The organism is Microbaculum marinisediminis, assembly GCF_025397915.1.
Taxonomy (GTDB): domain Bacteria; phylum Pseudomonadota; class Alphaproteobacteria; order Rhizobiales; family Tepidamorphaceae; genus Microbaculum; species Microbaculum marinisediminis.
This window is the reverse complement of record NZ_JALIDZ010000011.1, coordinates 111,029-137,969: the sequence shown is the minus strand read 5'-3', so window position 1 is coordinate 137,969 and position 26,941 is coordinate 111,029. Positions and strand designations below refer to the sequence as shown.

Annotated in this window: 24 protein-coding genes; 13 read left to right on the top strand and 11 right to left on the bottom strand. The window is 64.8% G+C overall.

Annotation, left to right across the window (positions count from 1 at the left end; all coding sequences use genetic code 11):
* Position 1: 1 nt before the first annotated feature.
* From MUB46_RS20725 to MUB46_RS20695, 7 genes are all read right to left on the bottom strand, one after another.
* A complete protein-coding gene (locus tag MUB46_RS20725) occupies positions 2-940 on the bottom strand; it encodes a phosphotransferase family protein (RefSeq protein ID WP_261617878.1) in 939 nt (312 codons plus the stop codon).
* Entirely contained in the window at positions 937-2,211 is a 1,275-nt protein-coding gene (locus MUB46_RS20720) for a Zn-dependent hydrolase (protein ID WP_261617877.1), read from the bottom strand. The genes MUB46_RS20725 and MUB46_RS20720 overlap by 4 nt, the downstream gene beginning before the upstream one ends.
* Positions 2,208-4,055 (bottom strand): dipeptide ABC transporter ATP-binding protein, encoded by a 1,848-nt coding sequence (locus tag MUB46_RS20715; RefSeq protein WP_261617876.1) that lies wholly within the window; start codon positions 4,053-4,055, stop codon positions 2,208-2,210. The genes MUB46_RS20720 and MUB46_RS20715 overlap by 4 nt, the downstream gene beginning before the upstream one ends.
* Positions 4,052-4,975 (bottom strand): ABC transporter permease, encoded by a 924-nt coding sequence (locus MUB46_RS20710; protein ID WP_261617875.1) that lies wholly within the window; start codon positions 4,973-4,975, stop codon positions 4,052-4,054. The genes MUB46_RS20715 and MUB46_RS20710 overlap by 4 nt, the downstream gene beginning before the upstream one ends.
* Positions 4,975-5,955, bottom strand: coding sequence for an ABC transporter permease (locus tag MUB46_RS20705; protein ID WP_261617874.1), 981 nt, complete (start codon positions 5,953-5,955; stop codon positions 4,975-4,977). Before MUB46_RS20705 ends, MUB46_RS20710 begins: the two co-directional genes overlap by 1 nt.
* A gap of 66 nt (positions 5,956-6,021) precedes the next feature.
* On the bottom strand, positions 6,022-7,569 hold the full coding sequence (locus MUB46_RS20700; protein WP_425256297.1) for an ABC transporter substrate-binding protein: 1,548 nt from the start codon (positions 7,567-7,569) through the stop codon (positions 6,022-6,024).
* A gap of 104 nt (positions 7,570-7,673) precedes the next feature.
* Complete coding sequence (locus MUB46_RS20695; protein WP_261617872.1) at positions 7,674-8,537, bottom strand: inositol monophosphatase family protein; 864 nt, start codon at positions 8,535-8,537, stop codon at positions 7,674-7,676.
* 373 nt (positions 8,538-8,910) lie between these two features.
* Here MUB46_RS20695 and MUB46_RS20690 point away from each other — a divergent pair, with 373 nt between their 5' ends.
* The gene (locus tag MUB46_RS20690; RefSeq protein ID WP_261617871.1) at positions 8,911-9,657 is read left to right on the top strand and encodes a DeoR/GlpR family DNA-binding transcription regulator; all 747 of its coding nucleotides are present in this window, start codon (positions 8,911-8,913) and stop codon (positions 9,655-9,657) included.
* A 226-nt stretch (positions 9,658-9,883) separates the two neighbouring features.
* Here the strand turns inward: MUB46_RS20690 and MUB46_RS20685 are convergent, their stop codons facing one another.
* Both MUB46_RS20685 and MUB46_RS20680 read right to left on the bottom strand, forming a co-directional pair.
* Positions 9,884-10,519 carry a cupin domain-containing protein gene (locus MUB46_RS20685; protein WP_261617870.1) on the bottom strand — a complete coding sequence of 212 codons (636 nt, stop codon included), beginning with the start codon at positions 10,517-10,519 and terminating at the stop codon, positions 9,884-9,886.
* Positions 10,516-11,400: an alpha/beta hydrolase gene (locus MUB46_RS20680; RefSeq protein ID WP_261617869.1), complete on the bottom strand. Its 885-nt coding sequence runs from the start codon at positions 11,398-11,400 to the stop codon at positions 10,516-10,518. Before MUB46_RS20680 ends, MUB46_RS20685 begins: the two co-directional genes overlap by 4 nt.
* A gap of 159 nt (positions 11,401-11,559) precedes the next feature.
* Between MUB46_RS20680 and MUB46_RS20675 the strand changes: the two genes are divergently transcribed.
* From MUB46_RS20675 to MUB46_RS20640, 8 genes are all read left to right on the top strand, one after another.
* Positions 11,560-12,696 (top strand): mandelate racemase/muconate lactonizing enzyme family protein, encoded by a 1,137-nt coding sequence (locus MUB46_RS20675; protein WP_261617868.1) that lies wholly within the window; start codon positions 11,560-11,562, stop codon positions 12,694-12,696.
* Entirely contained in the window at positions 12,680-13,723 is a 1,044-nt protein-coding gene (locus tag MUB46_RS20670) for an ABC transporter ATP-binding protein (RefSeq protein ID WP_261617867.1), read from the top strand. Before MUB46_RS20675 ends, MUB46_RS20670 begins: the two co-directional genes overlap by 17 nt.
* Positions 13,724-13,731: 8 nt before the next feature.
* On the top strand, positions 13,732-14,721 hold the full coding sequence (locus MUB46_RS20665; RefSeq protein WP_261617866.1) for an ABC transporter ATP-binding protein: 990 nt from the start codon (positions 13,732-13,734) through the stop codon (positions 14,719-14,721).
* Positions 14,705-15,682, top strand: a complete 978-nt coding sequence (locus MUB46_RS20660; protein WP_261617865.1) for an NAD-dependent epimerase/dehydratase family protein — start codon at positions 14,705-14,707, stop codon at positions 15,680-15,682. The genes MUB46_RS20665 and MUB46_RS20660 overlap by 17 nt, the downstream gene beginning before the upstream one ends.
* The gene (locus MUB46_RS20655) at positions 15,675-16,136 is read left to right on the top strand and encodes a RidA family protein (RefSeq protein WP_425256296.1); all 462 of its coding nucleotides are present in this window, start codon (positions 15,675-15,677) and stop codon (positions 16,134-16,136) included. The genes MUB46_RS20660 and MUB46_RS20655 overlap by 8 nt, the downstream gene beginning before the upstream one ends.
* Positions 16,137-16,238: 102 nt before the next feature.
* Positions 16,239-17,849, top strand: a complete 1,611-nt coding sequence (locus tag MUB46_RS20650; protein WP_261617863.1) for an ABC transporter substrate-binding protein — start codon at positions 16,239-16,241, stop codon at positions 17,847-17,849.
* A 108-nt stretch (positions 17,850-17,957) separates the two neighbouring features.
* Positions 17,958-18,902: an ABC transporter permease gene (locus MUB46_RS20645; protein WP_261617862.1), complete on the top strand. Its 945-nt coding sequence runs from the start codon at positions 17,958-17,960 to the stop codon at positions 18,900-18,902.
* 9 nt (positions 18,903-18,911) lie between these two features.
* The gene (locus MUB46_RS20640; protein ID WP_261617861.1) at positions 18,912-19,772 is read left to right on the top strand and encodes an ABC transporter permease; all 861 of its coding nucleotides are present in this window, start codon (positions 18,912-18,914) and stop codon (positions 19,770-19,772) included.
* A 65-nt stretch (positions 19,773-19,837) separates the two neighbouring features.
* Here MUB46_RS20640 and MUB46_RS20635 read toward each other — a convergent pair whose 3' ends face one another.
* Positions 19,838-20,560 (bottom strand): FadR/GntR family transcriptional regulator, encoded by a 723-nt coding sequence (locus tag MUB46_RS20635; RefSeq protein ID WP_261617860.1) that lies wholly within the window; start codon positions 20,558-20,560, stop codon positions 19,838-19,840.
* 251 nt (positions 20,561-20,811) lie between these two features.
* Between MUB46_RS20635 and MUB46_RS20630 the strand changes: the two genes are divergently transcribed.
* Complete coding sequence (locus MUB46_RS20630; RefSeq protein WP_261617859.1) at positions 20,812-22,452, top strand: thiamine pyrophosphate-binding protein; 1,641 nt, start codon at positions 20,812-20,814, stop codon at positions 22,450-22,452.
* Between the two features lie 154 nt (positions 22,453-22,606).
* Here MUB46_RS20630 and MUB46_RS20625 read toward each other — a convergent pair whose 3' ends face one another.
* Complete coding sequence (locus MUB46_RS20625) at positions 22,607-23,710, bottom strand: LacI family DNA-binding transcriptional regulator (RefSeq protein ID WP_261617858.1); 1,104 nt, start codon at positions 23,708-23,710, stop codon at positions 22,607-22,609.
* A 127-nt stretch (positions 23,711-23,837) separates the two neighbouring features.
* Here MUB46_RS20625 and MUB46_RS20620 point away from each other — a divergent pair, with 127 nt between their 5' ends.
* From MUB46_RS20620 to MUB46_RS20610, 3 genes are all read left to right on the top strand, one after another.
* Positions 23,838-24,815 (top strand): Bug family tripartite tricarboxylate transporter substrate binding protein, encoded by a 978-nt coding sequence (locus MUB46_RS20620; RefSeq protein ID WP_261617857.1) that lies wholly within the window; start codon positions 23,838-23,840, stop codon positions 24,813-24,815.
* Between the two features lie 70 nt (positions 24,816-24,885).
* A complete protein-coding gene (locus MUB46_RS20615; RefSeq protein WP_261617856.1) occupies positions 24,886-25,377 on the top strand; it encodes a tripartite tricarboxylate transporter TctB family protein in 492 nt (163 codons plus the stop codon).
* 43 nt (positions 25,378-25,420) lie between these two features.
* Positions 25,421-26,932 (top strand): tripartite tricarboxylate transporter permease, encoded by a 1,512-nt coding sequence (locus MUB46_RS20610; RefSeq protein WP_261617855.1) that lies wholly within the window; start codon positions 25,421-25,423, stop codon positions 26,930-26,932.
* The last annotated feature ends 9 nt before the right edge of the window (positions 26,933-26,941 follow it).

Below are 26,941 nucleotides of genomic sequence, written 5' to 3'. Positions count from 1 at the left end.
GTCAGCCTTCCCTCACGGTACGCAGCATCCATTCGAACCGGCGGTCGGCCAGCAGGCGCCGGGCGCGCATGAAGCGCCACTCGGAATATTTGCGGAACTCGACCTGGATACGTTCCGACACATGCGCATGGCGGGCGGTTCGCACCGCCCACAGCAGATCATCGAGTGCCCCGTAGAGCTGCGCACGAAACAGTAGGGGCCTGCGGGCCTGCGGCTCGACGTCCGCCAGCCATGCCATGGCCTCGTCCTCGAAAACCGACCCCTCGGCCATCAGCACGCCCAGGTCATAGGCCGGGTCGTTCATCCCTGCCTGGTCGTAGTCGAGCAGCAGGACGCGCCCATCCTCATGCAGCATGACATTCGAACTGGCCCCGTCATTGCGGCACGGAACAGCCTTCGCCGGCCTTGCGGCGACCGCCTCGCCGATCTGAAGCGCGGCGTCCGCAAGCCAGCCGCAATCGTCGGGCAACGGGCTGCCGGCCTGTTCGGCCCGGTCGATGGCGTCCATCAGCCGCGCCAGCGCATCGAAACCATGCCCGACCGCGTCCGACCGGTGCAGTCTCTGCATCGCCGTCAAGATGCCCCGGCGCGTGCCTGCATCGTAGAGATCCGACATGGTGGCCGTGCGCCAGCCCTGGCCGAGATGTTCCAGCAGGAGGGCGCGATGCCCGGCGTCATGTGCCAGCACGGCAGGTCCCGCGCCGGCGACGGCCGCGGCCCGCGCGCCTGCGATCATGGCTTCGGCATCGAAATCCGCCGCCATGTCGGCGCGCAGGATGCGAAGGACCGCCGCTTCGCCATCGGCGAAGCGCACCAGCCACAGATCGTTTTCCACCGCCAGATGCATGGGCGACATGACGGTCGCGCCAAGCGGTTCGAGACTTGCCCCTTCCGCGCGGCCGGTCAGCGAGCCAAGGATTTCGTGCGCCTGATCCGTCATGACGTCACCGCTACCGCGCGGTCGATGTCGCCTTCGGCGGCGTTGAGCGACCACACCATGCCCGCCAGCACGTTGGCGCCGTCGAGCAGGTCCTTGTCGCGCGAGAATTCAGTGGGATGGTGGATCACCCCGCCCACGCTGGGGATCGCAAAGACGATACCCGGCATCTTGCGGCTGACCGGAACGGCGTCATGCCCGCCGATCGTCTCAAGATGCATCGTGCCCAGCCCGCGCCGGGCCGCCTCCTTCTCGCACAGTTCGACCAGCCGCGGATCAAAACTGCCGGCTTCGCGCCGGTCGATGGAAATGACCTCGTGGGACACCTGCGCCTGCCGCGCCGACTCCGCCAGCAGGTCCATCAGTTCCTGCTCCGCCTCGGCCAGCGCGACGGGATCGGGCGAGCGCAATTCGATGAACATCGTCGCCCGGTCCGGCACCATGTTGGGCGAATTCGGCTCGACGACCAGGCGTCCGCAGGAGGTGTACAAGGCGTCGTCGCGCCGTCTCGCGATCTCGCGCAGGCCGACCTGCACCAGCGCCGCGCCAAGGCCGGCGTCCTTGCGATCCTGCATGCGGGTCGGGCCGGTGTGAGCGGTTTCCCCCAGCATTGCGGCGCGGATCTTCAGCGCGCCCCAGTACCGCGTGAAGGGTCCGATCTGCAATTCCGCCTTTTCGAGCGCGTCGTCCCCTTCGATGTGGATCTCCAGATAGGTGTCAGCGTGGGGGTACGGGTCGGTGCCGCGATACCCGTTGCGCTCCAGTTCGCCGCCCACGCTCAGGCCCGCGCTGTCGACGCGCGACAGCGCGTAGTTGAGGCCGAGTTCGCCGCAATAGGTGCTGCTGCCGAGCAGGCTCGGCTGGAACCGCGCGCCTTCCTCGTTCATCCAGTCGACGATGACGAAATCGACGTTGAGCGGCAGGCCCGCCTGGCTGGCATGCGCACGCACCGCCTCGATCGCGACATAGGCCGCGATCACGCCATAGGTGCCGTCGAAGCGCCCGCCGAACGGCTGGCTGTCGAGATGCGAACCGACCATGATGGTGGGCCGCGGGGCATCGCCTGGCTGGCGCAACAGGCCATAGAGATTGCCGATCGCGTCGACCTGGATCGTGTAGCCGCTTTCGGCCAGCCGTTCGCGGAACCAGTCGCGGGCTTTGCCGTGCTCGGTGCTGCCGGCCTGCCTGTTCAGCCCGCCGTCCGGGGTGGCGCCGAAGGCGGAGACCGCCTCCATCATGCGCGTGAGCAGGGACATGTCGACGGCAACGGTCATGCGGGAATCTCCTGTGGGGTCGCGGGGACGATATCGAGCAGATGGCAGGCGGCGCGGTCGATGCCGCCACGGTCCTGCAACACCGGGCTTTCCACCCGGCAGCGATCGAAGGCCTTCGGACAGCGTGACGCGAAGGCACAGCCGACGGGCAGGTTGATCGGGCTTGGAGGTTCGCCTTCGAGCAGGCAGTCCGCCGCGTTGTAGCGACGCTCCTCCAGGGTTGGCGCGGCGCTCAGCAGAGCTTTCGAATAGGGGTGGCCGGGATCGAAGAACAGGCGCTCGTTGTGCGCCAGCTCGACCACCTCGCCCAGATACATCACCGCCACGCGCGCGCAGACGCGGCGAACCATGGCGATGTCGTGCGAAATATAGATATAGGTGAGGTTGTGCTGGATCTGCAGCCGCTCGAACAGGTCCAGCAGCTGGCCCTGTTCCGTCTGGCCGAGCGCCGACAGCGTTTCGTCCATGAGAATGACCTTCGGCTCGAGTATCAGGGCGCGGCCGACATTGACGCGCTGGCGCTGGCTGGCGGTCAGCGTGGAGGGCAGTTCCTCGTAGAGTTCCTTCGGCAGGCCGACCTCGCCCATCACCTCCAGCACCCGCGCCCGCATGGCCTTGCCGGATGATGCCAGGCCGTGGATGATCAGCGGCTCGCCGATGATGGCCCCGATCGCGCTGCGGGGCGGCAGCGAGTTGAAAGGGTCCTGCAAGACCAGTTGCAGCTTGCGCCGGTAAGCGCGCAGACCGGCGGCATTCTGCGCGAAGATGTCGGTTCCCTCGAACGTGATCGCGCCGGTGTCGGGCTTTTCAAGCGCCGTCAGCAGGCGCATCAGGGTGGATTTTCCGCAGCCCGACTCCCCAACTATGCCGAAGTTCTCGCTCTGATAGATGTCGAAGTCGACATTGCGGACCGCCTTTAGAACCCGCTTTTCGCCCGTGCCGAATAATGCGCGCGAGGCCAGCACGTAGTGCCGGCTGACGTCGCGAACGCTCATTATCGGCTTCTGATCTCCCGAAACCGGTTTCAGGCGCGAGCGGACGTCATGGGTCCACAGGGTGGGAAGCTCGTCTATGAGTTCGCGCGTCGTGTCCGAACGCGGCGAGGCGATGAGATCGGACGTTGCCTGCATCTCCACCGCACGCCCGTCGTCCAGCACCAGTATGTCGTCGGCGACATCGGCCGCGGTGGGCAGGGAATTGGAGATGAAAAGCACCGCGGTGCCGAACTTCTCGGTCAGTTCCCGAAGCAGCTTCAGGATCTGCGCCCCGACCGTCACGTCTAGCGGCTGGGTAATGCTGTCGGCTACCAGCAGGCGCGGATTGGAGATCAGCGCATCGACAATCATGGCCCGCTGCATCATGCCGCCGCTGTACTGGAACGGATACTCGTCGAAGCGCTGGGCCGGCGAGGGAATATGCACCGCTTCCAGAAGCTCGATGGCGCGTTCGCGCGCCTCGGCGCGCGATACGCCGGGCTCCACGGCGCGCAGCTTCTCGATGATCTGGGCGCCGACCGTCATGGTCGGGTCGAGCGCGCCGCCCGGATTGCCGCCCACGTAGGCGATGCCCTTGCCGCGCAGCAAGCGCATCTCGGCCTTGTTGATGCGCAGCACGTCCTGGTTTTCGAACAGCACCTGTCCCGACGCCACGCGCAGGGGCTCGTCCAGCCAGTTGACCACCGCCTTCGCCAGCACCGACTTGCCCGACCCGCTTCCGCCGATCACGCCCAGCACCTTGCGTTTGGCAAGCGTGAACGAAACGGAGTCCAGAACCTTCGGCGCGCCGGCGCCGCTGCCGACCATCACCGACAGGTCGCGTACGTCGAGAATGGGCGCTGCCGTCATAGCTCGCCTCCGTAGACACGGTTGCGCGACCGTTCGAGCGACGCCCCCATGAGATTGAGACTGATCAGGGTTATGAACAGGAAGACGCCCGGCACGGTAGCGATCCACCAGGCATTGACCAGGTACTTGCGGCCGTCGGCGATGATGTTGCCGAATGTGGGCGTCGGCGGCTGCACGCCGAGCCCGAGAAAGCCCAGGACCGCCTCGAAGATCATCATGCGCGCCACGTCCAGCACCGCGACGAAGGCTACCGGCGGCAGGCACAGCGGCAGGAGCAACAAGAACATGATGCGCAGATCCGACGCACCGATGACCTTCGCACCCCGCACAAATTCCCGCTGCCGCTCCGCCATGATCACCGACCGCATCACACGCGCATAGACCGGCCAGCTGGAAAGGCCCAAAACCAGGATGATGGCCGGAATGGTGGGCCTCGATACGCCCAGAATGGCGATCGCCAGGATGATCATCGGGATGGAAAGCTGCGCATCGGTGATGCGCATGAGCACCGTGTCGGTCATGCCCCCGCGATAGCCGGCCAGCAGGCCCACGAGGCTTCCCGTCGCCACCATCACCACAACCGTGGTCAGGCCGATCAAGAGGGAATATCGCAACCCCACCAGCGAGCGCAGGAACATGTCGCGGCCCAGCTGATCCGTGCCCATGGGATGGGCCCAGCTCCAGTTCTCGCCCATGAAAAGCGGGGGGAGCATCTTGGAGCGGATGTTCATCTTAAGCGGGTCGATGTCGCTGATCATGGGCCAGAAGACGGCCAGCAGCACCATGGTGGTGAGGACCAGCAGACCGATCTTGAACTCGGTCGAGCGCCATGCGCCCAGTGCGATGCGCTGCGCGATGGTGAGCCGGCGCGCGTCGGTCCCGGACGACAGCTCTTCCGGTAGCAGGTCTGTGCTTGTCATCAGTAGTCAAGCCTCGGATCGATAGTCGTGGCTGCAAGGTCGACCAGGATGTTGATGATGACGAACGCCGCGCTCGTCACGATGGCGATGCCCTGAATGAGCGGGAAGTCGCGCTGCAGGACAGCATTGATCGTCAGCAGGCCGAGGCCGGGATAGTCGAAGATGAATTCGATGACGAGCACGCCGCCCAGCAACATGGAAAACTGCACGCCGATGAGGTTGAGCAGCGGCACGGTCGCGTTCTTGACCGCGTGGCCGAAGACGATCCGCTTCCGGCCGATGCCGCGGACGCCGGCTACGGCGATGTAGTTTTCGCCCATGTTCTGGGCCACCGACACGGTCAGGGTGCGGATCACGAATGGCGCGATCTCGACCGCCAGCACGATGGCCGGCAGGATGACATAGCTGAAGCCCTGGTAACCGATCGCTGGCAGCCAGGACAGCTTGACCGACAGGGCCAGTATCAGAACGATGCCGAGCCAGAAATTCGGCAGGGACACGAACAGCGATCCCAGGTAGAGCGCGATCCTGTCCGGCCATTTTCCCGGTCGCAATCCTCCCGCGATTCCTATGGGCACGGCCACCAGCAACGCAAAGAGCATGGCCATCACCGCCAGTTGCAGCGTGTAGGGCGCGGTCTCCAGTATCAGGTCCAGCACCTTGGCCCGCTCCGACCGAGTCTCGTCGTCGAAACTGGCCCCGCCGACGGCTGCGCCGCTGGCAGGCCGCACGAAAGACTGTCCGAAATCGCCGCGTACAACCCCCGACATGTAGCGCGCGAACTGGACGGGGATCGGATCGCGCAATCCCATGTCCGTGGCGATCTGCTCGATCAGTTCTTCGGGCGCCATGCCTCCCGCCATCAGCCGAACGGGATCGCCTGGAACGACGCGAAGGAGGGTGAAGATGAGGAAGCTGACCAGGAAAATGATCACGGCCCCCTGAAGGAGCCTCCGGAACAGAAAATTGAGCAAGAACATCTTCACGTGGCTCCCGCGACGCCAGAAGGAACGCACGGCCCCACGTGGGGCCGTGCGCAAGCCGGGTCAGACGAATTCGGCCTTCGAGGCGTCGATGGCGCCGTCCGGATACAGGAACAGGCCCTGCAAGTCGGAGCGGATCGCGTGGACCAGCACCGAGGTGAAGAGCGACAGGGCCGGCGCCTTCTCCGCCAACATCGGCGTGAGTTCCGTCTGGATCACATCGCGGCGTTCATCCAGCGTCGCGGCCGAGCGCTCCTTGTCGAGCAAGGCGTCGATTTCGGGATCGACGATGCCGGTGATGCGTTTCGAACTGGAGTGGAAATGCGTCCGCAGGACGAGATCCGGCTCGGGCGAGCCGGTGGACCACCCGCAGTCGATCATATGACCCGGCCCGCCGCCCGGGCGGTCGTAGAGGCGCTCGTTCCAGGCCGCGACCTCCATGACGTTGAGCTCCACCGGGAAACCCTGCTCTTGCAGCATGGCGGTGATCACCTCGCCATACTCCTTGGTCTTGGGATAGAAGCCGACGGAGGTGATGTATTCCAGCGGCGGAAGGCCCTGCCCGCCCGGATAGCCGGCCTCGGCCAGCAGGCGCTGGCATTCTTCCGGATCGTATTCCGGGTAATTGTCGAGATCGGCATAGCCAAACTTGATGGGCGAGATGAAATTCTTCGAGGGCGATCCGGCTTCGCCAAGCACCTCGTAGAGGATCGTGCGGTCAATGGCGTGGCAGGCCGCCCGGCGCACCAGCGGGTTGTCGAAAGGCGGCTTCGAGCAGCGGAACCACAGATATTTGTTTTCCACCGACACCATCTTGCTGATGGTAACGTCTGGATTGGCGCTCAGCGTCTCGATCTGCTCGGGCTCGAGCCGCTCGATGATGGAGGCCTGCCCGTTCATCATCGACAATATGCGGGTGGTGGCGTCGCCCACGAAGGAGAAGGTGACTCCGGAGACCTTCGGCGAACCCATGAAGTAATCGGGGAACGCCTCCAGAACGGTGTCATTGCCGCGTTGCTCGACAAAGCGGAACGGTCCGGTCCCGTTCAGGCGCTGGCTCAACGGCCCATTCGGGCCGGCGGCCACGTCCTTGGCGGACATCATGGGAAGATAGGCGGCAAGGAAAATGAAAAGGCTGGCGCCGTAGCCACCCTTGGACGTGTCGACAATCACGGTCAGATCGTCCGGCGTCGTCACCTCGAAACTGTCGGTGGGGCCGGGATACCACTGGGCCGGCCGGTCCGGCTGGGCGCCGTATTCGAACGTGGCCTTGACGTCCTTGGCTCCGAAAGGCTCGCCATCGTGGAATTTGATGCCCGGCTTCAGCTTGATCTGCAAGCGGCTGCCATCCAGCAGTTCGATCGATTCCGCCAGCTCCAGGTTCATCTCGCCGGGATTGTCCGGCCGCATGGGCGCGCGGGCCAGATAGCCCATGACATAGGCTTCGATGTTCTTCTGCGAGAGCGTCGTGTGGGCGGTCGGGTCCCAGTTGCCGGTGATGTTCTCGGCAGAAAGAAATATTATGGGCTTTCCTTCCTGCGCATATGCAGAGTCAATGAAGAAGCGTGGATTGATCTGCGAAAACAGCGCAGTCGCACCAAAAGCGGTCATTAGATTTCGACGATTTATCATGATTTCCTCCAGGATTTATCATGGCGACCTCCAGGCATTGACACGGTCCGGCGGGTTCCGGACCTTCTTGTTGTTCGGATCGTTCAGAGCAGTTTCAGAATTTGCGCGTGCAGTTCCGCCGATGCCGCGGCGACCACCTCTCCGCCGGATGCCGGCGTGAGCGGCGCGCCCTTCCAATCGGTGATCACGCCCCCAGCCTCCTCCACGATGGGAACCAGCGGCAGGAAATCGTAGGGCTTGAGGCCGGTCTCCATGACCGCGTCCAGATGGCCGAGCGCCAGAAGGCCGTAGGAGTAGCAATCGCCCCCCAGGCGGGCCATCGCCGCCCGTTGCATCACGGCCCGGTAGGCGTCGCGTTGCCTGCCGTCGTCTTCGCGAAACGGAGAGCACGAGATCGAGGCCTCGGAAAGGTTCAGGCGGCCACTGGCCCTGCAAGCCCGCCCATTCATCGATGCGCCCTTGCCGCTCGCGGCGACCCAGCGCTCGTCGGTTGCGCAGGCGTCCAGAAGGCCCAGAACCGGATGGCCCGAAACGCACAATCCGATCAGGGTCCCGAATAGCGGGTTTCCGGTGGCGAAGGATCCTGTTCCGTCGATCGGATCGACGACCCAAAGCCGGTGCCGCTCCAGCCCCGTCACGCCGGTCTCTTCCCCGAAGACACCGTCGTCGGGATAGCGCGCTTCGATCGCGCCTCGGATCAGCTGTTCGATTTCCTGATCGGCCAGCGTTACCGGCGAGCGGTCGCTTTTCAGTTCGAGGCCGTTGCAGTGGCGATAATGCTTGCGCGCGATAATCCGGGCGTCGTCGGCGACGCGGCTGGCAAACGACTGTTCATCGAAAAGCGCAGCCGTGGAATCCAGCGCTGCAGGCATCAGCATCCCCCCAAATTGTTCTTTGCGTTTGATCCAGCTTATTGCAACTTTTTGATCAAATGCAATAATTTCCACACAAAAAAATTCGTTGAGGAAACGCGTTCAATGCCACGCCTGTTATTTGACGTGCCTTCCGGCTCTTAGTGAGAAAGGCTGTCCACTAAGCAAGTTTCCGGATAATATGCACATATTTGAACATTTGTGCGGACGTGTATGGAAGGGGCTTGAGGCGCGCCTTGCCGTCCGGTTTTTCAGAGCATGCGGGCCGCAAAGGGATTGCTTTTCCGCGAACCCGATATTCGCCGTTTTCCGCTCAGAACCGCACTTCGGGAAAACAGGAATCGGATTAGGAAAAATTCGTGCTCAAGCAAGTGGCCGACGGAAACAGGCTGACAGCGGTTCGAGGAAACCTCATCGGGCTCTAGAGGGACCCAGGAGCATTTCGACCATGCTGAAAGAAGAAAGACAGCGGCGCATCCTTGCCATTTTGCGGGAGCGCGCGAATGCCCGCACGATCGATATCGCCATGGAGCTCAATGTCTCGCGCGAAACCGTGCGGCGTGATCTCGTGGAGCTTCAGGGCGAGGGAGAGATCGGCCGGGTTCACGGCGGCGCCACCATCAATAGCAGCCCTCCCGAAGAACCGTTCCAACTGCGCATGCAGCTTCACAGGACGGAAAAACTGGCGATCGCGCGTCGGACCGCCTCGCTCCTCAAGGATGGCGAAGCCGTGTTCCTCGATGCCGGCACGACCACAACGATCCTGGCCGAGATCCTGCGCGACGGACCGGACGTCCAGGTGATAACCAACTTGCAGAGCGCCGCGACCTTGTTGCGCGACCGGGCCTTTATGCTGGGCGGCCGCTTTTCGGACAGCGTTCCCGCCACCTTCGGCGAGTTGACGCTGGCGAACATCCGCAGCTTTCATGTCGACGTAGCGATCATATCCCCAACCGGGGTCGATCCCGAATGGGGCCTCAGCTATTACGACGTGCATGAATGCGCGGTGGCGCGCGCCATGTGCGATCAGGCTCAGCGCACCACCGTCCTGGCTGATTCCAGTAAGATCGGCGTCTCCAGCCGGGTGCGGCTGGACGGCATCGAGACCACCGACATCTTGGTCACCGACAGGCATATCGACGCGGACCTCCACGCCAAGCTGGCCAAACACGTGCAGGTTGTCCTGGCGCCCTGATGTGCTGCGGCGCTGGTCTCCGGGAGGCCGCGCGGGCGGCCCTTGCGCGTGATGGGGCCGCAGGATGGCGCCTAGCGGCACGGCCCGGGCGGAGACGAGGTCGAACCGGTCCGGCGGAGCCTAAGCAACCAATCGAGCCGTCTCCCGCCGGGGTTGCCTGACAGGATTCCACGGCGGTTTGGCGCCGCCGGCGAGCCGGCGGCGTCTTTCAGGCGTTGTCGTTTTGTCAGGCCGTTTCGCCGAACAGGCGCAGATTGACGGAGCGGGGCTTCGCGGCCTCCGTTTCGTCGGCGGCCACGAAGGAGGACTTCCCGCCGGCCAGTTCGTTCGGGAGAACCAGGAGGCGTACGAAGGCAGCGTTGGTGCCGCCCGTGTTGATGCCCACAACCGGCTCGGCTCCGGTCTCGAACCAGGCCTCGCCGGCCCTGATGCGACGAATCCCTTCGCCCACTTCCGCCTGCAATTGCCCGAAGATCAGGCGGCGCAAGCCCGGGCCGCGATGGCCGTGGCGCGGAGTCCTGGCGCCCGGCGTCGATTCCACCCGGTCGGCGCGGACGACGAACGGTTCGGCAAAGTCCGGCTCCGCGATATCGGCCAGCGCGATCTCGGCTTCGAGCAGAGGCGCGTCGGCGTCGACCTTCTCATAGAGCCAGGCGCGCGCGCCGTCGGCCACGCTGACCTGCCCGGAAACGAACCGGCCGTCGTCGGCGCCGACGGAGACGGTCGCGCCGTCGTCCGTTGTCTCGGCCGATCCGGCTTCGACGTAAAGGAAGTACACGGCGCCGTCGCGGTCGGGAAGCGAGGTCGTGCCGGAAGCGAGATCGTAGACTGCCAATCTCAGGCGTTTGCGATTATTGGTCACCGGTTGGTCTCCTCGTTCCGGGCGCAATGCTGAAGGATCGTGCGCACCGTGATGCTGTCAGCGTCGAGATATTCGTCGAGAATGTCGAAATGGTTGCGGCCAGGAAGCACGTGCAGCGCGGGCTCCATCTCCTGCATGCGCCGGTTCCTGTAGTAGCGGAACGATTGGTCGACCCACTGCCAGGGCTCCCGTCCGCCGACCACGATCGCGAGGTCCGGCTTCAGAACGGCCGGACGCGCTTCCACGTTGTGTCGCAGCGCCAGTTCCCGGGAGAGATTGAGCTGCTGGTTGACGCTCGTGCCCATCGCGGGCGCCGGGTCGTATATGCCGCTTGTCAGGACGGCGCCGCGCAGGCGGTCCCTGTCGGCGGCCGGCCAGTCATGGGCCATGATCGCCGCGCCCAGATGCGCCCCGGCGGAATGCCCAGACAGGGTGATGTGGTTCGGGTCGCTGCCGTAATCCTGAATGTTGGCGAAGATCCAGCGCGTCGCGGCTATCGCGGAATCGACGACGCCGTCGAGCGTCGAGTCCGGGCAGAGTTCGTAGTTGACGATCACCGTGGTGATGCCGCGTGGCACGAGGATGCCGGCGGTGAAGGCGTAGTTCGCCTTGTCCTGCGCCCGCCAGTAGCCGCCATGCAGGAATATGTGTACCGGCGCGGGCGTTCCCGACGGTGCGGCCGGATAGATGTCGAGCTTGCGCAGCGGATGATCGCCATAGGCGATGTCGGCAGAGACCTCTAGGTCGGCACGGGCCGCATCGTTCGCCGGCTGGCGCGTGAGCCTGGCCGTCTCGAAATCCGGGAACGCGCGCTGCGGATTATATTGGAATTCGTGCTCTTCTGGTGTCAGATTGGACCAAATTGGTTCATTGGCCTGCATGGCTCGCCTTTCCCTAGTTATCTGACCCAATAGCCTAATCTTTGGTTGGCGGGTTGGAAAGACCTCCTTGCAATATTGGTGCTAATGGTTCACAAATGGCATGGATTTGGTGATGACTAAGCGTCACGCCATTTGCTCCCGCGCCCGAAAGGTGTTGCCTTGAACATCGCTTCGATCGACTTTCTCGCGCTTCACGCTCCGCTGGCCGACGGCAAGGCCTACGGGATGTCGAAATCGCTGGCCACCGGGCGGGCGACAACGCTGGTCCGGATCGCCCTGGAGGACGGGACGTCGGGGTTCGGCGAGGCCTGGGGGCCGCCCGCGTTCAACATGGGGTACCTCGCGTTCCTGCGAGGCTACCTTCTCGGCGTGAACGTGCTCGATGTCGAGCACGTCTTCGACCAGATTTTCGCCCGTCACTATCATTTCGGTTTTCAGGGCCCGATGATGGCCTGCATCTCGGGAATCGACATGGCGGCAAAGGATGCCGCGGGAAAGATGCTGGGCGTGCCGGTATGCCGTCTGGTCGGCGGCCGAAACCTGGACGCGGTGCCGATCTACGCCTCGGGCGGATATCTCACGGCGACGCCGCGCGAGGACTATCGCGGCCAGATCGAGCGCATGGCCGGCGCCGGCTTCGCCCACGTCAAGATCAAGATCGGACTGGGGCCGGAAAGCGACGAGGAAAGGCTGGCGACCGCCCGTGAGATCCTCGGCGACGATGTCGAGATCCTGGTCGACATCAACACGAACTACACCTTCGATCTCGCGCGCGAATCGATGGAGCGGATGCGTCCCTACAGGCCGGGCTGGGTCGAGGAGCCGCTGAGCCCGCGCGATTATGATGGCCTGGCACGGCTCCACGCCTGTGCCTCGGCGCCGATCGCCACGGGCGAGGCATTGTACGGCGTGCACGATTTCAAGCCGATCGTCGAGGCCGGCTCGGCGGACGTCCTGCAGCCGGATCTGTCCTTGTGCGGCGGCTTCTGGCAGGGCCGGAAGATCGCCGAACTGGCGCACGCGGCCCATCTGCGCGTCTCGCCGCATGTCTGGGGTGGCGCGGTGGGGCTCGCCGCCGCACTCCACTACATCTCCGCGCTGTCGGTCTATCCCCACGCGATGAACGTGCCCAAGCCCGTTCTGCTCGAATACGACCTGGGGGAGAACCCGCTGCGCAGCGAGCTGCTGAAGGACCCGCTCGTGCCCGTCGATGGCGTCATCGCGGTTCCGGAGGGTCCCGGGCTCGGCATCGAAATCGATATGGATGCGGTCGAGCGCCATGCAGCCAAACAGTAGCGCTCACGCGGCCGGCGCCACGGAGCCGGGGCCTCTGCTTGAAGTGCGCGATCTTCGCACGCACTTCTTCACCGAGGCCGGCGTGGTCAAGGCCGTGAACGGCGTGACGCTCAGCGTCGGCGAGGGCGAGGCGCTGGCCATCGTCGGCGAATCCGGTTCGGGAAAATCCGTGACCGGATTGACCGTCATGCGGCTGCTGGAGCGCACGACCGCCCGGGTCGTCGGCGGAAGCATCACGTTCCGGGACCGCCGCGGGCGTGCCCTCGACCTGCTGGCGATGAGCGACAGCCAGATGCAGGCGGTTCGCGGCAACGAAATCGCGATGATCTTCCAGGATCCGATGTCGAGCCTGAACCCGGTCTTCACCGTCGGCGAGCAGATTGCCGAGGCGGTGCGGGTCCATCTCGGCAAGGACAGGCGAACCGCATGGTCGGCGGCGATCGACTTGCTGAGCCAGGTCGGGATATCGGATCCCGAGCGGCGGGCGGCATCGTTTCCGCATCAGCTGTCCGGCGGCATGCGCCAGCGCGTCATGATCGCACTGGCGCTGGCCTGCGATCCGCGTCTCTTGATCGCCGACGAGCCGACGACCGCCCTCGACGTGACGATCCAGGCCCAGATCATCGAGCTGCTCGGCCGCCTTCAGCGGGAACGCCGCATGGCGATGATCTTCGTGACGCACGACCTCAAGCTGGTCGGCGAAGTCGCCGATCGGGTCGCGGTCATGTATGCGAGCCAGGTCGTGGAGGAAGGCGACGTCGAAGAGGTGCTCGCCCGCCCGCGCCATCCCTATACCAAGGCGCTGATCTCGTGCATTCCGCGCCGCGACTATTCCTCGCCGCAAGGGCGTGTCCTTCATCCGATTCCCGGAACGCTCCCCAATCCGCTCAGCCCGCCGGAGGGATGCCGGTTCAACCCGCGCTGCGCCTACGCGGTCGATCGCTGCCGAACGCAGGATCCGCCACTGGAAGACGTGCGCCCCGGCCACACCACCGCGTGCTTTCGCTGGAAGGAGCTTGAGGGGTGAACGCGTCCGTGGAAGCAAAAACCGCCAGCGCCGCGCCGCTTGTTCGCGCAAGAGGACTGGCAAAGCACTTTCCCATCGGCGGCGGTTTCCTGTCGGCCCCGCGCGGAGCGATCCGGGCGGTCGAGTCGGTCGATCTCGATGTCGGTTCGGGCGAGGTCGTCGGCGTGGTCGGCGAGTCCGGATCGGGCAAGTCCACCCTCGGACGCCTGATGCTGCGTCTGCTGGAAGCCACCGCCGGTCGCATCGAGTTCGACGGACAGGATCTCGGCAGTCTGGATCGCGACCAGTTGCGGCGCTTCCGCCGCAACTTCCAGATGATCTTCCAGGATCCGATTTCAAGCCTCAACGCCCGCATGGCGATAGGCGATACGCTTGTCGAACCGATGCAGCTGCATTTCGGCATGACGCGTCGCGAGGCCGAGGACGCCGCGGTCCGGCTGCTCGAGCAGGTTGGCCTCGGCGCCCAGCACATGCGCCGCTATCCGCGGTCGTTTTCCGGGGGGCAGGGCCAGCGCATCGCCGTCGCGCGGGCCCTGGCATCGTCGCCGAAATTCATCGTAGCCGACGAGCCGGTATCCGCGCTCGACGTTTCCGTCCAGGCCGAAGTCGTCAACCTGCTGAAGGGATTGCAGCAGGACCTGTCGCTGGCATTGCTCTTCATCAGCCACGACCTGTCGGTGGTCGAGGTCATAGCCGACAGGGTGGTGGTGCTCTATCTCGGCCGCATCATGGAGGTCGCTCCCACCGAGGAGCTCTACCAACGCCCCGCGCATCCCTACACCGCGGCGCTGCTTCAGGCGGTGCCGGGCGCCGTGCCGCCCGGCAGCCGCGTGCTTCTCAAGGGCGAGATACCCAGTCCGGCGTCCCCGCCCTCGGGGTGTGTGTTCAGGACCCGCTGCCCGTTCGCGACATCCGACTGCGCGGCCGTCGTACCGGAACTGCGGGAGGTGGCTCCCGGCCAATTCAAGGCGTGTATCCGCGATGACCTCAGTCTCTGACAGCGCCGGCAACCAGCAGACGGTTCTCGTTCTCGGCGGGCGCGGCTTCGTCGGGTCGCATGTGGTCAGGCGCCTGGTCCACGCGGGCCTGCGCCCGTGCCTGTTCGGACCGTCGATGGAGCAGGATCTGCTCGCAGACCTGTCCGGCACGTTCGAGGAGCGTCACGGCGACGTGCGCGACCGCGACGCGGTCGCCGCGGCGCTGGCGTGGAGCGGCGCCCGCGACATCGTCACGACGGTCGCACACAGCGTCGGCCGCTCGGGCCTAATGCGCTCCGGCGATGCGGAGGCCGACAATGCCCTGGCGGTGAATGTCGGCGGCTTCCGGAACGTGCTGGAGGCGGCCCTCGGCGCCGGCGCGCGGCGCGTCGTCTGGACGGGTTCGACTGTGGTCTACGGTTCGGCCGACGACTATCCGAAACAGCCGGTCGACGAGGATGCGCCCGCCAATCCGCTGACATTCTACGGGCTGACAAAGCAGATGTCGGAGGACCTGGCCCGTTACTACCGCAATCGCCATGCGATGGACGTGACCGGGCTTCGCCTGCCGCTCGTTCTCGGACCGGGGCTCTGGTACCAGGGCGCGGCCAGCACGATCATGGACCTGGTGCGCGCCGCCAAGGCCAAGGCGTCGCGGCGCATCAGCTTTCATGACGATCCGATGGACCTCATGCATGTCGCGGACGTTGCCGATGCCGTTCTCGCGACGCTGCTGCATCCGGGCCGAACCGACGCCGTCTACAACATCAACGGGTTCACCGCCCGCCTGTCCGACTTCGCGAAGGCGCTGGAACAACGGCTCGGAACGCTCGACGTGGTCGTCGAGACGATCCCGCCGGCACTGAGGTTCCCGCTGATCACCGACGCGCGGTTTCGCGACACTTTCGCGTTCGGACCCGCCTACGGGCTGGGCGAGCTGCTCGACTCCCTGATTGAAGAGGATGCCTGCCAAGATGATTGAGACGCGATTGGCCGATCTGGGACTCGCCCTGCCGGAAGCCGCGGCGCCGTCGTTCAACTACGTGCCGGTCACCGTGCATCGCGGCGTCGCCTATGTCAGCGGCCAGATGCCGAAGGTCGACGGCGAGGTGCGCGTATTCGGAAAAGTCGGCGCCGAGGTGGACCTCGAGACCGCGCGCGAGCAGGCGCGCATCTGCGTGCTTCAGGGGCTGGCCTGCCTGAAAGCGGCGCTCGGCGACCTGGATCGGATCGAGCGCGTTCTGAAAGTCAACGGCTACGTCGCCTCTGCGCCCGGGTTCAACGGGCAGCCGAAGGTTCTCGATGCCGCGTCGGACCTGCTGGTGGAGGTGTTCGCCGAAGCCGGGATGCACGCGCGTGCGGCCGTTGGCGTGGCCGAGTTGCCGCGCAACGCGGCCGTGGAAATCGAGATGATCGTGGCCGTGCGCGACGAGTAGCGGCGACCGCCGTCAATGCGCCGTCTGTAGTCGTCGCCGACGGACGGTGCCCCGGTCAAACCGGCGAAACAAACTTGGCGGCACACCTAGAGGAGAAGAGGAATGACAATTCTTCGAGAAGCGTTGTGGAGGATCGGCGACACGTCCCGCCGGGCCGGGCTGTCGATCGTTTCGGCAGCCGCGCTGGGCATTTCCGTCGCTGGGTACGCTCATGCGGCCGACCTTTACGGCCCCGTGGCGGACAGCCCGAAAATGGGTGGAACCCTCAACATGGGCCTGCTGCTGGAGCCGCCCGGCCTGGATCCGTTCCATCAGGCCGCCGACGCGCGGATCCGCGTGACGGTGCTGGTGTACCAGGGCCTGTTCTACGAGGCCGCCGACGGCGAGGCGGTGCCGCTTCTGGCGGAAAGCTACGAAGTCTCCGAAGACGGCAAGACATACACGATAAAGCTTCGGTCCGGCGTCAAGTTCCACACCGGCAAGGAGATGACGGCCGAGGACGTCAAGTACAGCTATGACTACGTCCGCAATGCCGAAAACGGATCGCCCGGCGCCGGCGATTTCTCGGTCATCGAGAGCATCGACGTCGTCGATCCGCTGACGGTGCGCTTCAATCTGTCCGAACCGAACGCCTCCTTGTTGATGGCCCTCGGCAACAAGTATGCGGGTGTCATTCCGGCCGGCTATTTCGATGACGAATCCGCAAAGACGCGGATGAACAACGAGAGTGTCGGAACCGGGCCCTACAAGCTGGTCGAATTTAATCCGAACTCCAACATCCTCCTCGAGAAGAATGCCGACTACTGGGAGGAGGGCGCTCCCTACCTCGACGAAATCAATTTCGCGATCCTGCCCAACAGCGCGTCGATGCTGGTGGCCCTGCGCAACGAGCGCATTGACCTGGTCAGCCTCGCCCGTCCCCAGGACGTCCAGCAGATCGAGGGGATCGAAGGCATCGAGATCGAGCGGTTTCCGTCGCTGAACCAGAAGTCCATCGATCTCGGCCTGGAACTGGCGCCTCTGGACGACGTGCGGGTCCGGCAGGCCATCGCGCTTGCCGTCGACAAGGACGAGATCATGGAGGCCGCTATCGGCGGCTACGGCAAGGTTATCGGAACGATCGTCGCGGGCCTGCAGGATCGTTGGGGCGTGCCCCTCGATGCGCTGCCGGTCCAAGGCGTCGACATCGAGAAGGCGAAGGCGCTGCTCGCCGAAGCCGGCCACGCCGATGGATTCTCGCTGACGCTGACCACGATCAACGGCTACGACTGGATGGACCCGGCCGCCGTGACGCTCAAGGAACAGCTGGCCAAGATCGGCGTCGATCTCGACATCCAGAAAGTCGACCTGGGCGTGTGGATCAACAATTTCCGCTCCCGCCAGATGGGCTTCACCTTCAACGACTGGGCAACGCAGCCCGATCCGAACCTTCTCTACTACCGTCACTTCCACAAGCAGCCGGCCGGTTCGGATTTCCGCAACTGGAACAACGAAGAGGCCAGCGAGCTCCTAGACAAGGGACGGTCCGAGGCCGACTACGAAGCGCGGCGGGCCATCTACAACGACTTCCAGATGCTCCTAGCCGAGTCGGCACCGACGATCATGATGTTCTCGTCCGATCATCTCATCGTGCGGAACCAGGCGGTGAAGAACTACGTTCAGCACCCCACTGGCTGGTACTACGGTTTGGCCAGAGCCTATCTCGATCGATAACCGAACCAGGCGGCGGGCGTCGTGTGATGCCCGCCGTCGCATTTCCCGCCGGCGCGGACACCGGCGCGCTACCGCAGCAACAGCTGATCCACGTGGACGATAGGCGAGATGGGTAGTTACCTTTTCAAACGGCTCGGCGCATCCCTGCTGACGGCACTGCTCGCCAGTTTTCTCGTTTTCCTGTTGGTGAGAATGGTGCCCGGCGACGTCGTGGCGCAGATGATGGGCCAGGCGGGTGGCGACGCGGCCGAGCAGTCGCTGAGAAACTTCTTCGGTCTCGATCGCCCCTGGTACATCCAGTACTTCGTCTGGCTGGGCGGCGTGCTGCAGGGCGATTTCGGCATAAGCTGGACCCGCGGCCTGCCTGTCGGCCCGATGGTGCTTTCGGCGTTCCTGGTGACCCTGGAACTCGGGTTGCTGACGCTGACCCTCGCCACGCTCATCGGCGTTCCGCTCGGCATCATCGCCGGGATCTATGAGGGCCGCCCGATCGACACGGCGATCCAGGGCTTCAACATCCTGGGGCTGTCGGCGCCGGTCTTCTGGGTCGGCCTGATGATCCTGGTCACCGTTTCCGGCGTGTTCTCCTGGTCGCCGCCCCTTCGCTTCGTGCCGCCGACCCGGTCGCTGAGCGACAATCTGTCGATCCTCATCCTGCCGATCCTGAGTCTCGCCCTCCTGCAGGTCGCGGCCTACAGCCAGTTCGTCCGTCAGAACGTCGTGTCTGCGATGCACCAGCAATATGTCCGGACCGCCATCGCCAAGGGCCTGCCGACGCGGATCGTCTTCTTCAAGCACATCCTGCGCAACGTGATGATTCCAACGGTCACCTTCATGGGCCTGATCCTCATCCAGATTCTCGGCGGAGTCGTCATCATCGAATCCCTTTTCGCCCTGCCGGGGCTGGGACGCCTGCTGCTTTCCGCCATCGAGACCCGTGACTACCCGGTCGTGCAGGGAGCGCTGCTTCTCGTCGTCCTGGTGGCGATGGTCATCAACCTGATTGTCGACATCGCCTATCAGGCGATCGACCCGCGCGTACGCGTATCGTGAGGGGCAAGGATGAACGCTAGTGCCAATTCCGCCGCCCGCCGTTCCTACTGGGATCGGGTGACCACGATATTGCGGCACGAACCCGGCCTGTCGGTGGGGCTGGCCTTTATCGCGGCGCTGCTTCTCGTCAGTCTCGCTCCGGGTCTTTTCGCAAGCCAGTCGCCGTTCGCGATCAATTCCTCCCAGACGCTGCAGCCGCCATCCGCGGCGCACTGGTTCGGTACCGATGACGTCGGTCGCGACATGTTCGCGCGCGTGATCTACGGCACGCGCATCACGCTCTCGATCTGCGCGGGGTCGCTTCTCCTGTCGGCGCTTTTCGGTGGCGCGCTCGGCCTGGTGTCCGGCTACTTCGGCGGCATGGTCGACCAGGCCCTCGGCCGCTTGATCGACGTGATGCTCAGCTTTCCGCCGATCATCCTCGGAATCATCATCACCGGAATCCTGGGGCCCGAGACCATCAATCTCCTGCTGGCCCTGTCGATCGTGTACTTGCCCGTCTTCTTTCGAATTGCCCGTGCCGGCGCGATAAGCGAGGCGCAATTGCCGTATGTCGAGGCGGCCCGCAGCATCGGCTTGCGCGACGCGACCATCCTGCGCCGGCACGTCGCCCGCAACGTGATGCCGTTGATGCTGACGCAGTACATGATCCTGTTTCCGCTCATCCTGCAGATCCAGGCCGCGCTGGGTTTTCTCGGCCTCGGCGTACAGCCGCCCACGCCCGACTGGGGGGCGATACTGGAGCAGGGCAAGGACTACATCCTCTACGCCCCGTGGATGTCCGTCTTCCCGGGACTTGCCGTCCTGATCACGTCGCTTTCACTGATCCTCGTCGGCCGCTCGCTGCAACGCCGGATCAACACCCGATGACCACGCATGCGGTAAGTCCGCGGTCGCCGCGACGCGGCGACCGGCTCCGTCGCGCGCCGGCGCTACTAGCTGGAACTGGTCGCCGACAGCGTGTTGAGCAGGTAGCTGCGGATCGCCTCGCGCGCCGTGTCGGTATCGCCCGCCTTGAGCGCATCGACGATCCGGGCGTTGTCGCGATAGGCGACTTCGCGGACGGACGCGACCGGATTGATGTGCCCGTTCGCACGGCCCCATTTCGCCCGCCGGCGCGACGCGACGATCTGCTCGAAGATGAAGCTGATGAACCGGTTGTGCGCGGCACGAACGATCGCGAGGTGAAGACAGTACTTCGCCTCCTTGAACTCGAACCAGGTCGAGGCCGCGTTGAGTTCAGCCAGATAGGCTTCCATCAGCGCGATGTCGTCATCGGTGGCGCGCTCGACGACGAGCTCGGGGATGGACGGTTCGAACAGAAGGCGCGCCTCGAGGAGTTCGGCGAGGCTGAATTCCTGGTCGGGCGCCTGAGACCGCGCGACGACTCCCTCGGTGACGAAGGTTCCGCGTCCGACCTGGCGCTGGATCAGCCCCTCGTCGGCGAGCAGCGCCAGGGTCTTGCGAATGGTATTGCGCGCCGCGCCGAACTGTTCCGCCAGCGCCCGTTCGGTCGGCAATCGCCCGGCCTCGCCAAAGGATCCGCTCAGGATCGCGTCCTTGAGGCGGGCGAATATGCGGTTTCGGTCGGCCTCGGATTTCGCCCGAGCTCCGTCGGCGGCGAGAAATCCGGAATTGGTCTGCGATATGGTACCCATTTGGTCCGGCATGGTTCCGTCGCTGCTCCTGGATATGTTGAGTTAAATATATCATTGGCCGCAGATGCACAAACGACAATAAAACCAGACCCGTTCCGGATTGGTGACTTCCGGCCGATTCAGCGCTGCTTTGTCCAGAATTGGTTCAAGTGCCTGCCCGGTGCGGGTTGGCCGGGGGCGGACCGAAGTTCGCCAGTCTCGCCCGCAGCCGCCGCGGCCGCTGCGTCCCTTCAGGAAAAGGAGTGATTTTCATGCCCCGAACAGGTGGCCAGTTGGTCGTCGATTCATTGCTGGCAAACGGTGTGAGCCGGATTTTCGGCGTGCCCGGGGAAAGTTATCTCCCCATCCTGGATGCCCTGGTGGACGCACCCGAAATCCGATTCACGGTCGCGCGCCACGAGGGCGGGGCGGCGATGATGGCGGAAGCCTACGGCAAGTTGACCGGCCGGCCGGGGGTCTGCCTCGTCACGCGCGGGCCGGGCGCCGCGAACGCCAGTTCGGGCGTTCACGTGGCGGCGCAGGATTCGACGCCGATGATATTGCTGATCGGGCAGATTTCCCGCGACGACACCGATCGGGAGGCCTTCCAGGAAGTCGATTTCACGGCGGTTTTCGGTAGCCAGGTGAAATGGGCCGCGCAGGTCAACGACACGGCCAGGCTTCCCGAATACATGGCGCGCGCCTTCTCGTGCGCGATGTCGGGCCGTCCCGGCCCGGTCGTGCTCGCCTTGCCCGAGGATGTCCTGAGCGCCAGCGCCGAAACGGTGTCGGCGGTCCCGTCGACGGCGTCCGTCGCGGCGCCGGCGCCCGAACAGGTCGCGGCGTTTCGCGACCGTCTCATGGCCGCCGAGCGGCCGCTGGTGGTCGTCGGCGGAGCCGGGTGGGGGCCGGACGATCCGGCGCGGCTGGTCGCGTTCGCGGAGCGCTGGGCCTTGCCGGTCGTCTGTTCGTTTCGGCGCCAGGACCGCTTTCCGAACGACCATCCAAACTACGGCGGCGATGCCGGACTGGGCGTGAACCCGGCCCTGGCCGGGAGGATCCGCGACTCGGATCTGATCGTTGCCCTGGGCGCGCGGCTCAGCGACAGCATGACGTCCTCCTACACCCTGATGGACAGTCCCCGCCCCCGTCAGGGTCTCGTCCATATCCATGCCGATCCCGACGAACTCGGCCGGGTGTACCAGCCCGAGATCGCGATCAATTCCGGTATTTCGAGTTTCCTGCAGGCCATCGGGACGCTGCCTCCGCCGGAAGACCCGGCATGGACGGACTGGACGTCGCAGATCAACGCCGACTATCGGAAATGGTCCGACGCCGCGACGGACGTGCCCGGCGACTTCAATCTCGGGGAGGCGGTGATCTGGCTTCGCGAGAACCTGCCGGAGGACGCCGTGATCACCAACGGCGCGGGCAACTATTCGGTCTGGGTGCACCGGTTCTTCCGTCACCGGCGCCCCCTGACCCAGCTTGCGCCGACATCGGGCTCGATGGGTTACGGCCTGCCGGCGGCGATCGCCGCGAGCCTGCACAGCCCCGAGCGTCCCGTGGTCGCCTTCGCCGGAGACGGTTGTTTCCAGATGACGTGCCAGGAACTGGGAACGATCGCCGAAAACGGGCTGAAGATCATCGTGGTCGTGGTCAATAACGGCATGTACGGCACGATCCGGATGCATCAGGAAAACCACTATCCGAAACGCGTGTCGGGAACGGACCTCTTCAATCCAGACTTTGTGGCGCTCGCCAGGGCGTACGGGCTGAACGGCGAGAAGATCGTGCGCACCGGCGATTTTCCCGACGCCATGCAACGGGCCCTGGCATCCGACACGGCCAGCGTCATCGAGGTGATCCCCGACCAGCGGGTCCTGACGCCGGCGCGGTTCCTGGACCGATGACGAGGTCTTGGTCACAAGCCCTGCCGGTATTCGATCAGAGCCCGTCTCGAGGCGGGTAGCGGGGGGCGTCGCATCGAGGCATGACGAACATGCAGCCCCTCCGGCTGCATGTTCGGGGCCCGCCTTCGCCGGGTCATCTCGCGGCATCGTCATGTCACGGCAGCGCGCGGCAACTGCCCCGTTTTATCAGCTGCACGGGATAGTAGGTGCCGCTGCCGCGCGGCTTCGTCTCGATGACGATGCCGCCGTCCGCCGGCGCTTCGGTCTCCGGAGAACAGATTTTCTGCGCCGCGGAATGTGCAATCCGTCTGATTGGCAGGGCGATCGTGCTGATGCCCGGACCCCAGAGCTCCTGCCAATCGGGGTCGTCATAGCTGACGAGCGATACGTCCCCGGGCACGTTCAGTCCGATTTCCCGAATGGCGCGCAGGACGCCTAGCGTAAGCTGCGAGCTGCCGATTACCAGGCCGGTCGGCGGCCGGGTCCGTCGCAAAAAGTCCAACGCGACCCGATAGCCGTTATCGGGGTGTGGTGGTGTCTGGCATTCGAGTATCTCGGCGCCGTCGACAGCGCTCATGGCGCTTCGATACCCGTCGATACGACGCACGCCCGTGCTGAGGGTCTCGGGGCCGCCACCCAGATAGGCGATCCGGCGATGTCCGAGATCCAGCAGGTATCGGGTAGAGGTGCGTGTCGCTTCGCCATCCTGCGCGGCCACCAGGTCCGCCGTCACATCGGGATGCGCGCGCACGAGCTGAACGCACCGCAGTTCGGACAGAAGCTCCGCGGTTTCCCCGAGCAGTCCCGCGACCGGCGTGATGACGATCCCTCTTGCCCGTGCCCGGTGAAGTTCCCGGACATGGCGCAGTTCGCGCTCCGGGTCGTCCTCGGAAATCGCCAGAACCAGCTGCAATCCCGCGGACGACACCGTTTCCGCCAGGACCTTGGCGACGGTGCTGTAGAAGTGGTTCTGCACATCGGGAAGGATGAAGCCGACGATGTTGGAGGCCTCGCCGCGCATGACCCGCGCGGCGGAGTCGGGGACATATCCCAGTTCGGCCGCCATGGCGCGGATGCGCGCTTTCGTCGGTTCCGTGATCAGCGGTGAATCGTTCAGTGCGCGCGAAACGGTCGCGTGCGAAACACCCAGCTTCTGGGCGATATCCTTGATCGTGACCTGTCCCCTGTCGCGGCGACGCGTGCCTGCCATAGGCGGGTTCCCCTGTCGTGGCTCAGGTCCTGTCGACTTGAGTTTCATCTTGACACGATTCGAAAAGTACCACTAAAAATTGGGCATGCACACGTGTGCATTTGGAGTGCGCCAGCCTGCATGTAATCAAATGCGAGGCTTTCATTGCATTCAAGCACGGGAGGAAAACCAAAAAATGCTGCGAACGAAACTGATTGGCGTCCTGTCTGCCCTCGCTGTGTCCGCCTTTGCGGGTCAAGCGGTGGCCGAGGCATGGCCGAGCAAGAACATCACCATGATCGTGCCATTCGGCGCCGGCGGGTCGATCGACCGGTTCGCGCGCGGTCTGGCGCAGCATTGGGAAAAGCGTCTCGATGGCGTCTCGGTGATCGTAGAGAACCGGCCCGGCGCGAGCGGGCTTCTGGGCGCGAAAACGTTCCTGAACGCGCCGGCGGACGGGCACACGCTGTTCGTCGGGATCCAGCCGACGCTGAGCATAAACACGGTGGTCCAGGATGCCGACTTCAGCCTGGACGACTTCGCCTTCGTCAATTTCGAGCAGCGCGACTATGGCGATGTCGCCGTCAGCGCGGACTCGCGCTTCGACAGCATCGATGCCTTCGTGGAAGAGGCGCGCGCGAAACCGGGCGAGCTCTCGCTGGCGATGATCCACGGCGGCGGTACATCGCTGTTCGGACTGGCGCTGATCCAGGAACTGGATCTGGATGTCCGCGTCGTGACGTTCGACAGCGGCGGAGCGCTGCGCACCAACCTGCTCGGCAATCACAGCGACGCGACCATCTCCGGCGCCTTCGGGGATAGCTCGCTTGGCGATCAGATCCGGGTGCTCGCGGTCGCGTCGCCAGAACCGTTCCCCGGGCTGGACGGCGCCGTGCCGATATCCCAGGCGTTCGAGGGGCTCAACGTGCCGCAGATCGGCGACAGCCGTTTCGTGGCGGCCCACGCCGCCTTTGCCAAGGACAATCCGGAAGGCTTCGCTCAACTGGTCGAAAGCTACAAGCAGACCTACGAGAGCGACGAGTACGAGGCATACCTGAAGACCACGGGCACGGATGTCATCTCCGGCTACATGGGGCCGGACGCGTCGACCGAATACGCCAGCGACATGCACAAGGTGGTCGAGCGCTTCAAGGATGTGCTGGGCAACAACTGAGGCCCAGTCCGTCAGGTTCCCGGGCGCCGTCGCGCGCCCGGGGCAGTCGCGATCGATCCACGAGGTCCCCATGCCACGTTCAAACGCATCGAATCCATGGCTGCGGTTCGGCGGCGAGATGATCGTCCCGCTGCTGCTCCTCGGCTACTCGACACGCTACTACCTCGAAGTGGCGGCGCTGCCGCGGCCGGAAACCAATCTCCTGCTGATCGAACCGGTATATGCGCTGCTCGTCCTGTGCTGCTTGGCCTTCGCAGGCAAGCGGCTCGTCGAGACCGTGCGCGAGGGCTCGGAGGCTGCCGCTGGGCCGGCGGGGATATCCGCGCCGGTCAATCTGGTGAAGTCGATCTCGTTCATCGTCCTTACGGCCGGGTACATCTGGGCGATCCCGGTCGTCGGCTTCGTCGTGACCACCATGGCCTACACCTTTCTCCAGCTCCTGGCGTTGGGCGTTCGGTCTCCTGCCGTCCTGGTTCTCACGCCGACCTTGCTCACCGGACTGATCTGGTCCGGCATGGAGCATTTCCTGAATCTGCGGCTGCCCGCAGGTCTGCTTTTCTGAGCCCGCTCCCCAGCCCGCATCCCCATCCGCCCACGGTGACACCATGTTCGATCTCGGATCCATCGCCGCCGGAGCAGCGCTGCTCACCGACTGGCAGGTTCTGTTCGTCCTGCTGGCGGGATTGTTGTTCGGCATCGTGACCGGAGCCATCCCCGGCTTCAGCACACCGCTGGCGATCAGCGTCATGCTGCCGCTGACATTCGCGATGAGCCCGATCGTCGCCATCGTTTTCCTGACTGCCGTCTATGCCGGCGGAAACTTCGGCGCCTCGATCTCGGCGATCCTTCTCAACATTCCCGGATCGCCGCAGGCGATCATGACCGGGCTCGATGGTTTCCCGATGACGCGCCAGGGTAGGGCGTACGAGGCCCTAGGGACCTCGGTGGCCGCGTCGGCCACCGGCAACCTGGTGGGATCCTTCTTCCTGATCCTGATCATGCCGATTATCGTCGTATTCGCCCTGAAGTTCGGCCCTCCCGAAATGTTCCTCGTCGGCGCGCTCGGCCTGACGATCATCGCGACGCTGGACAAGAGCTTCCTCAAGGCTGCGATCGCCGGTCTGTTCGGGGTTCTGATCAGCACCACCGGCATGTCCTCGACCGGCGCGATCCGGGGAACGTTCGGCTATTTCGAACTGATGGACGGCATCTCGATCATTCCCGCGCTGATCGGGCTGATCGGCTTCTCCGAACTGTTCTCCATGCTGCAGAAGTCGCATGTCGCCGATCCCCAGGCGGTCGCGTCCGCCACGTCCGGTTCCGCCTGGTCCCAGCTTCGGCTCGGATACAGAAGGGCCTTCGCCTATCCCGCGACCTTGCTGCGCTCGTGCGGGCTGGGGGTGATAATCGGGGCCCTGCCCGGCGCGGGCGCCACGATCGCCAGCGTCGTCAGCTACAACGAGGCGAAGCGCGCATCCGCGACCCCGGAGCAGTTCGGGAAGGGGGCGCCGGAAGGCCTGGTCAGCGCGGAATCGGCCAACAATGCCTCGGAGGGCGGCGCACTGGCCCTGATGCTCGCGCTTGGGATCCCCGGCGGGCTGGCGACGGCCGTCCTGATCGGCGCCCTGATGCTTCAGGGGCTGATCCCCGGGCCGCGCCTGTTCATGGAACGACCGGACCTCGTCTATGGGGTCATGCTGGCGCAGTTCCTCACGTCGGCCTGCCTCTTGGGTCTGGGTCTGCTGGTTTCGTTCTGGGCGGCGCGCATCGTCCGAATTCCCACGAAGATCCTCATCCCGGTGATCGCGGTCTTCTCCATCGCCGGCACCTACGCGGTCCATCTGCTGATGTTCGACGTGGTGCTGATGGCCGTATTCGCGGTTCTGGGAATCGTGCTGAGACGGTTCGACTATCCGCTGATCGCCGTCGTTCTGGGGATCGTGCTGGGGCCGATCCTCGACGCCGAATTGTTGCGAACCTACCAGACCTTCGGCGGGTTGAGCCTCTCGATCTTCCTGGACCGGCCGGTGTCGCTGGTCCTGCTGGCGCTGCTTGGCTTCAGCGTGCTGACGGGCGTGCTGCGACTTGTCCGCCAGAGCCGCCGTGCGCAGGCCTGAGATCCTACG

Excerpts from the sequence above, each read along its gene's own strand:
- MUB46_RS20725 (WP_261617878.1), bottom strand. The coding sequence starts at position 940 with ATGACGGATCAGGCGCACGAAATCCTTGGCTCGCTGACCGGCCGCGCG.
- MUB46_RS20720 (WP_261617877.1), bottom strand. The coding sequence starts at position 2,211 with ATGACCGTTGCCGTCGACATGTCCCTGCTCACGCGCATGATGGAGGCG.
- MUB46_RS20715 (WP_261617876.1), bottom strand. The coding sequence starts at position 4,055 with ATGACGGCAGCGCCCATTCTCGACGTACGCGACCTGTCGGTGATGGTC.
- MUB46_RS20710 (WP_261617875.1), bottom strand. The coding sequence starts at position 4,975 with ATGACAAGCACAGACCTGCTACCGGAAGAGCTGTCGTCCGGGACCGAC.
- MUB46_RS20705 (WP_261617874.1), bottom strand. The coding sequence starts at position 5,955 with ATGTTCTTGCTCAATTTTCTGTTCCGGAGGCTCCTTCAGGGGGCCGTG.
- MUB46_RS20700 (WP_425256297.1), bottom strand. The coding sequence starts at position 7,569 with ATGACCGCTTTTGGTGCGACTGCGCTGTTTTCGCAGATCAATCCACGC.
- MUB46_RS20690 (WP_261617871.1), top strand. The coding sequence starts at position 8,911 with ATGCTGAAAGAAGAAAGACAGCGGCGCATCCTTGCCATTTTGCGGGAG.
- MUB46_RS20680 (WP_261617869.1), bottom strand. The coding sequence starts at position 11,400 with ATGCAGGCCAATGAACCAATTTGGTCCAATCTGACACCAGAAGAGCAC.
- MUB46_RS20670 (WP_261617867.1), top strand. The coding sequence starts at position 12,680 with ATGCAGCCAAACAGTAGCGCTCACGCGGCCGGCGCCACGGAGCCGGGG.
- MUB46_RS20660 (WP_261617865.1), top strand. The coding sequence starts at position 14,705 with ATGACCTCAGTCTCTGACAGCGCCGGCAACCAGCAGACGGTTCTCGTT.
- MUB46_RS20655 (WP_425256296.1), top strand. The coding sequence starts at position 15,675 with ATGATTGAGACGCGATTGGCCGATCTGGGACTCGCCCTGCCGGAAGCC.
- MUB46_RS20650 (WP_261617863.1), top strand. The coding sequence starts at position 16,239 with ATGACAATTCTTCGAGAAGCGTTGTGGAGGATCGGCGACACGTCCCGC.
- MUB46_RS20645 (WP_261617862.1), top strand. The coding sequence starts at position 17,958 with ATGGGTAGTTACCTTTTCAAACGGCTCGGCGCATCCCTGCTGACGGCA.
- MUB46_RS20640 (WP_261617861.1), top strand. The coding sequence starts at position 18,912 with ATGAACGCTAGTGCCAATTCCGCCGCCCGCCGTTCCTACTGGGATCGG.
- MUB46_RS20635 (WP_261617860.1), bottom strand. The coding sequence starts at position 20,560 with ATGGGTACCATATCGCAGACCAATTCCGGATTTCTCGCCGCCGACGGA.
- MUB46_RS20630 (WP_261617859.1), top strand. The coding sequence starts at position 20,812 with ATGCCCCGAACAGGTGGCCAGTTGGTCGTCGATTCATTGCTGGCAAAC.
- MUB46_RS20625 (WP_261617858.1), bottom strand. The coding sequence starts at position 23,710 with ATGAAACTCAAGTCGACAGGACCTGAGCCACGACAGGGGAACCCGCCT.
- MUB46_RS20620 (WP_261617857.1), top strand. The coding sequence starts at position 23,838 with ATGCTGCGAACGAAACTGATTGGCGTCCTGTCTGCCCTCGCTGTGTCC.
- MUB46_RS20615 (WP_261617856.1), top strand. The coding sequence starts at position 24,886 with ATGCCACGTTCAAACGCATCGAATCCATGGCTGCGGTTCGGCGGCGAG.
- MUB46_RS20610 (WP_261617855.1), top strand. The coding sequence starts at position 25,421 with ATGTTCGATCTCGGATCCATCGCCGCCGGAGCAGCGCTGCTCACCGAC.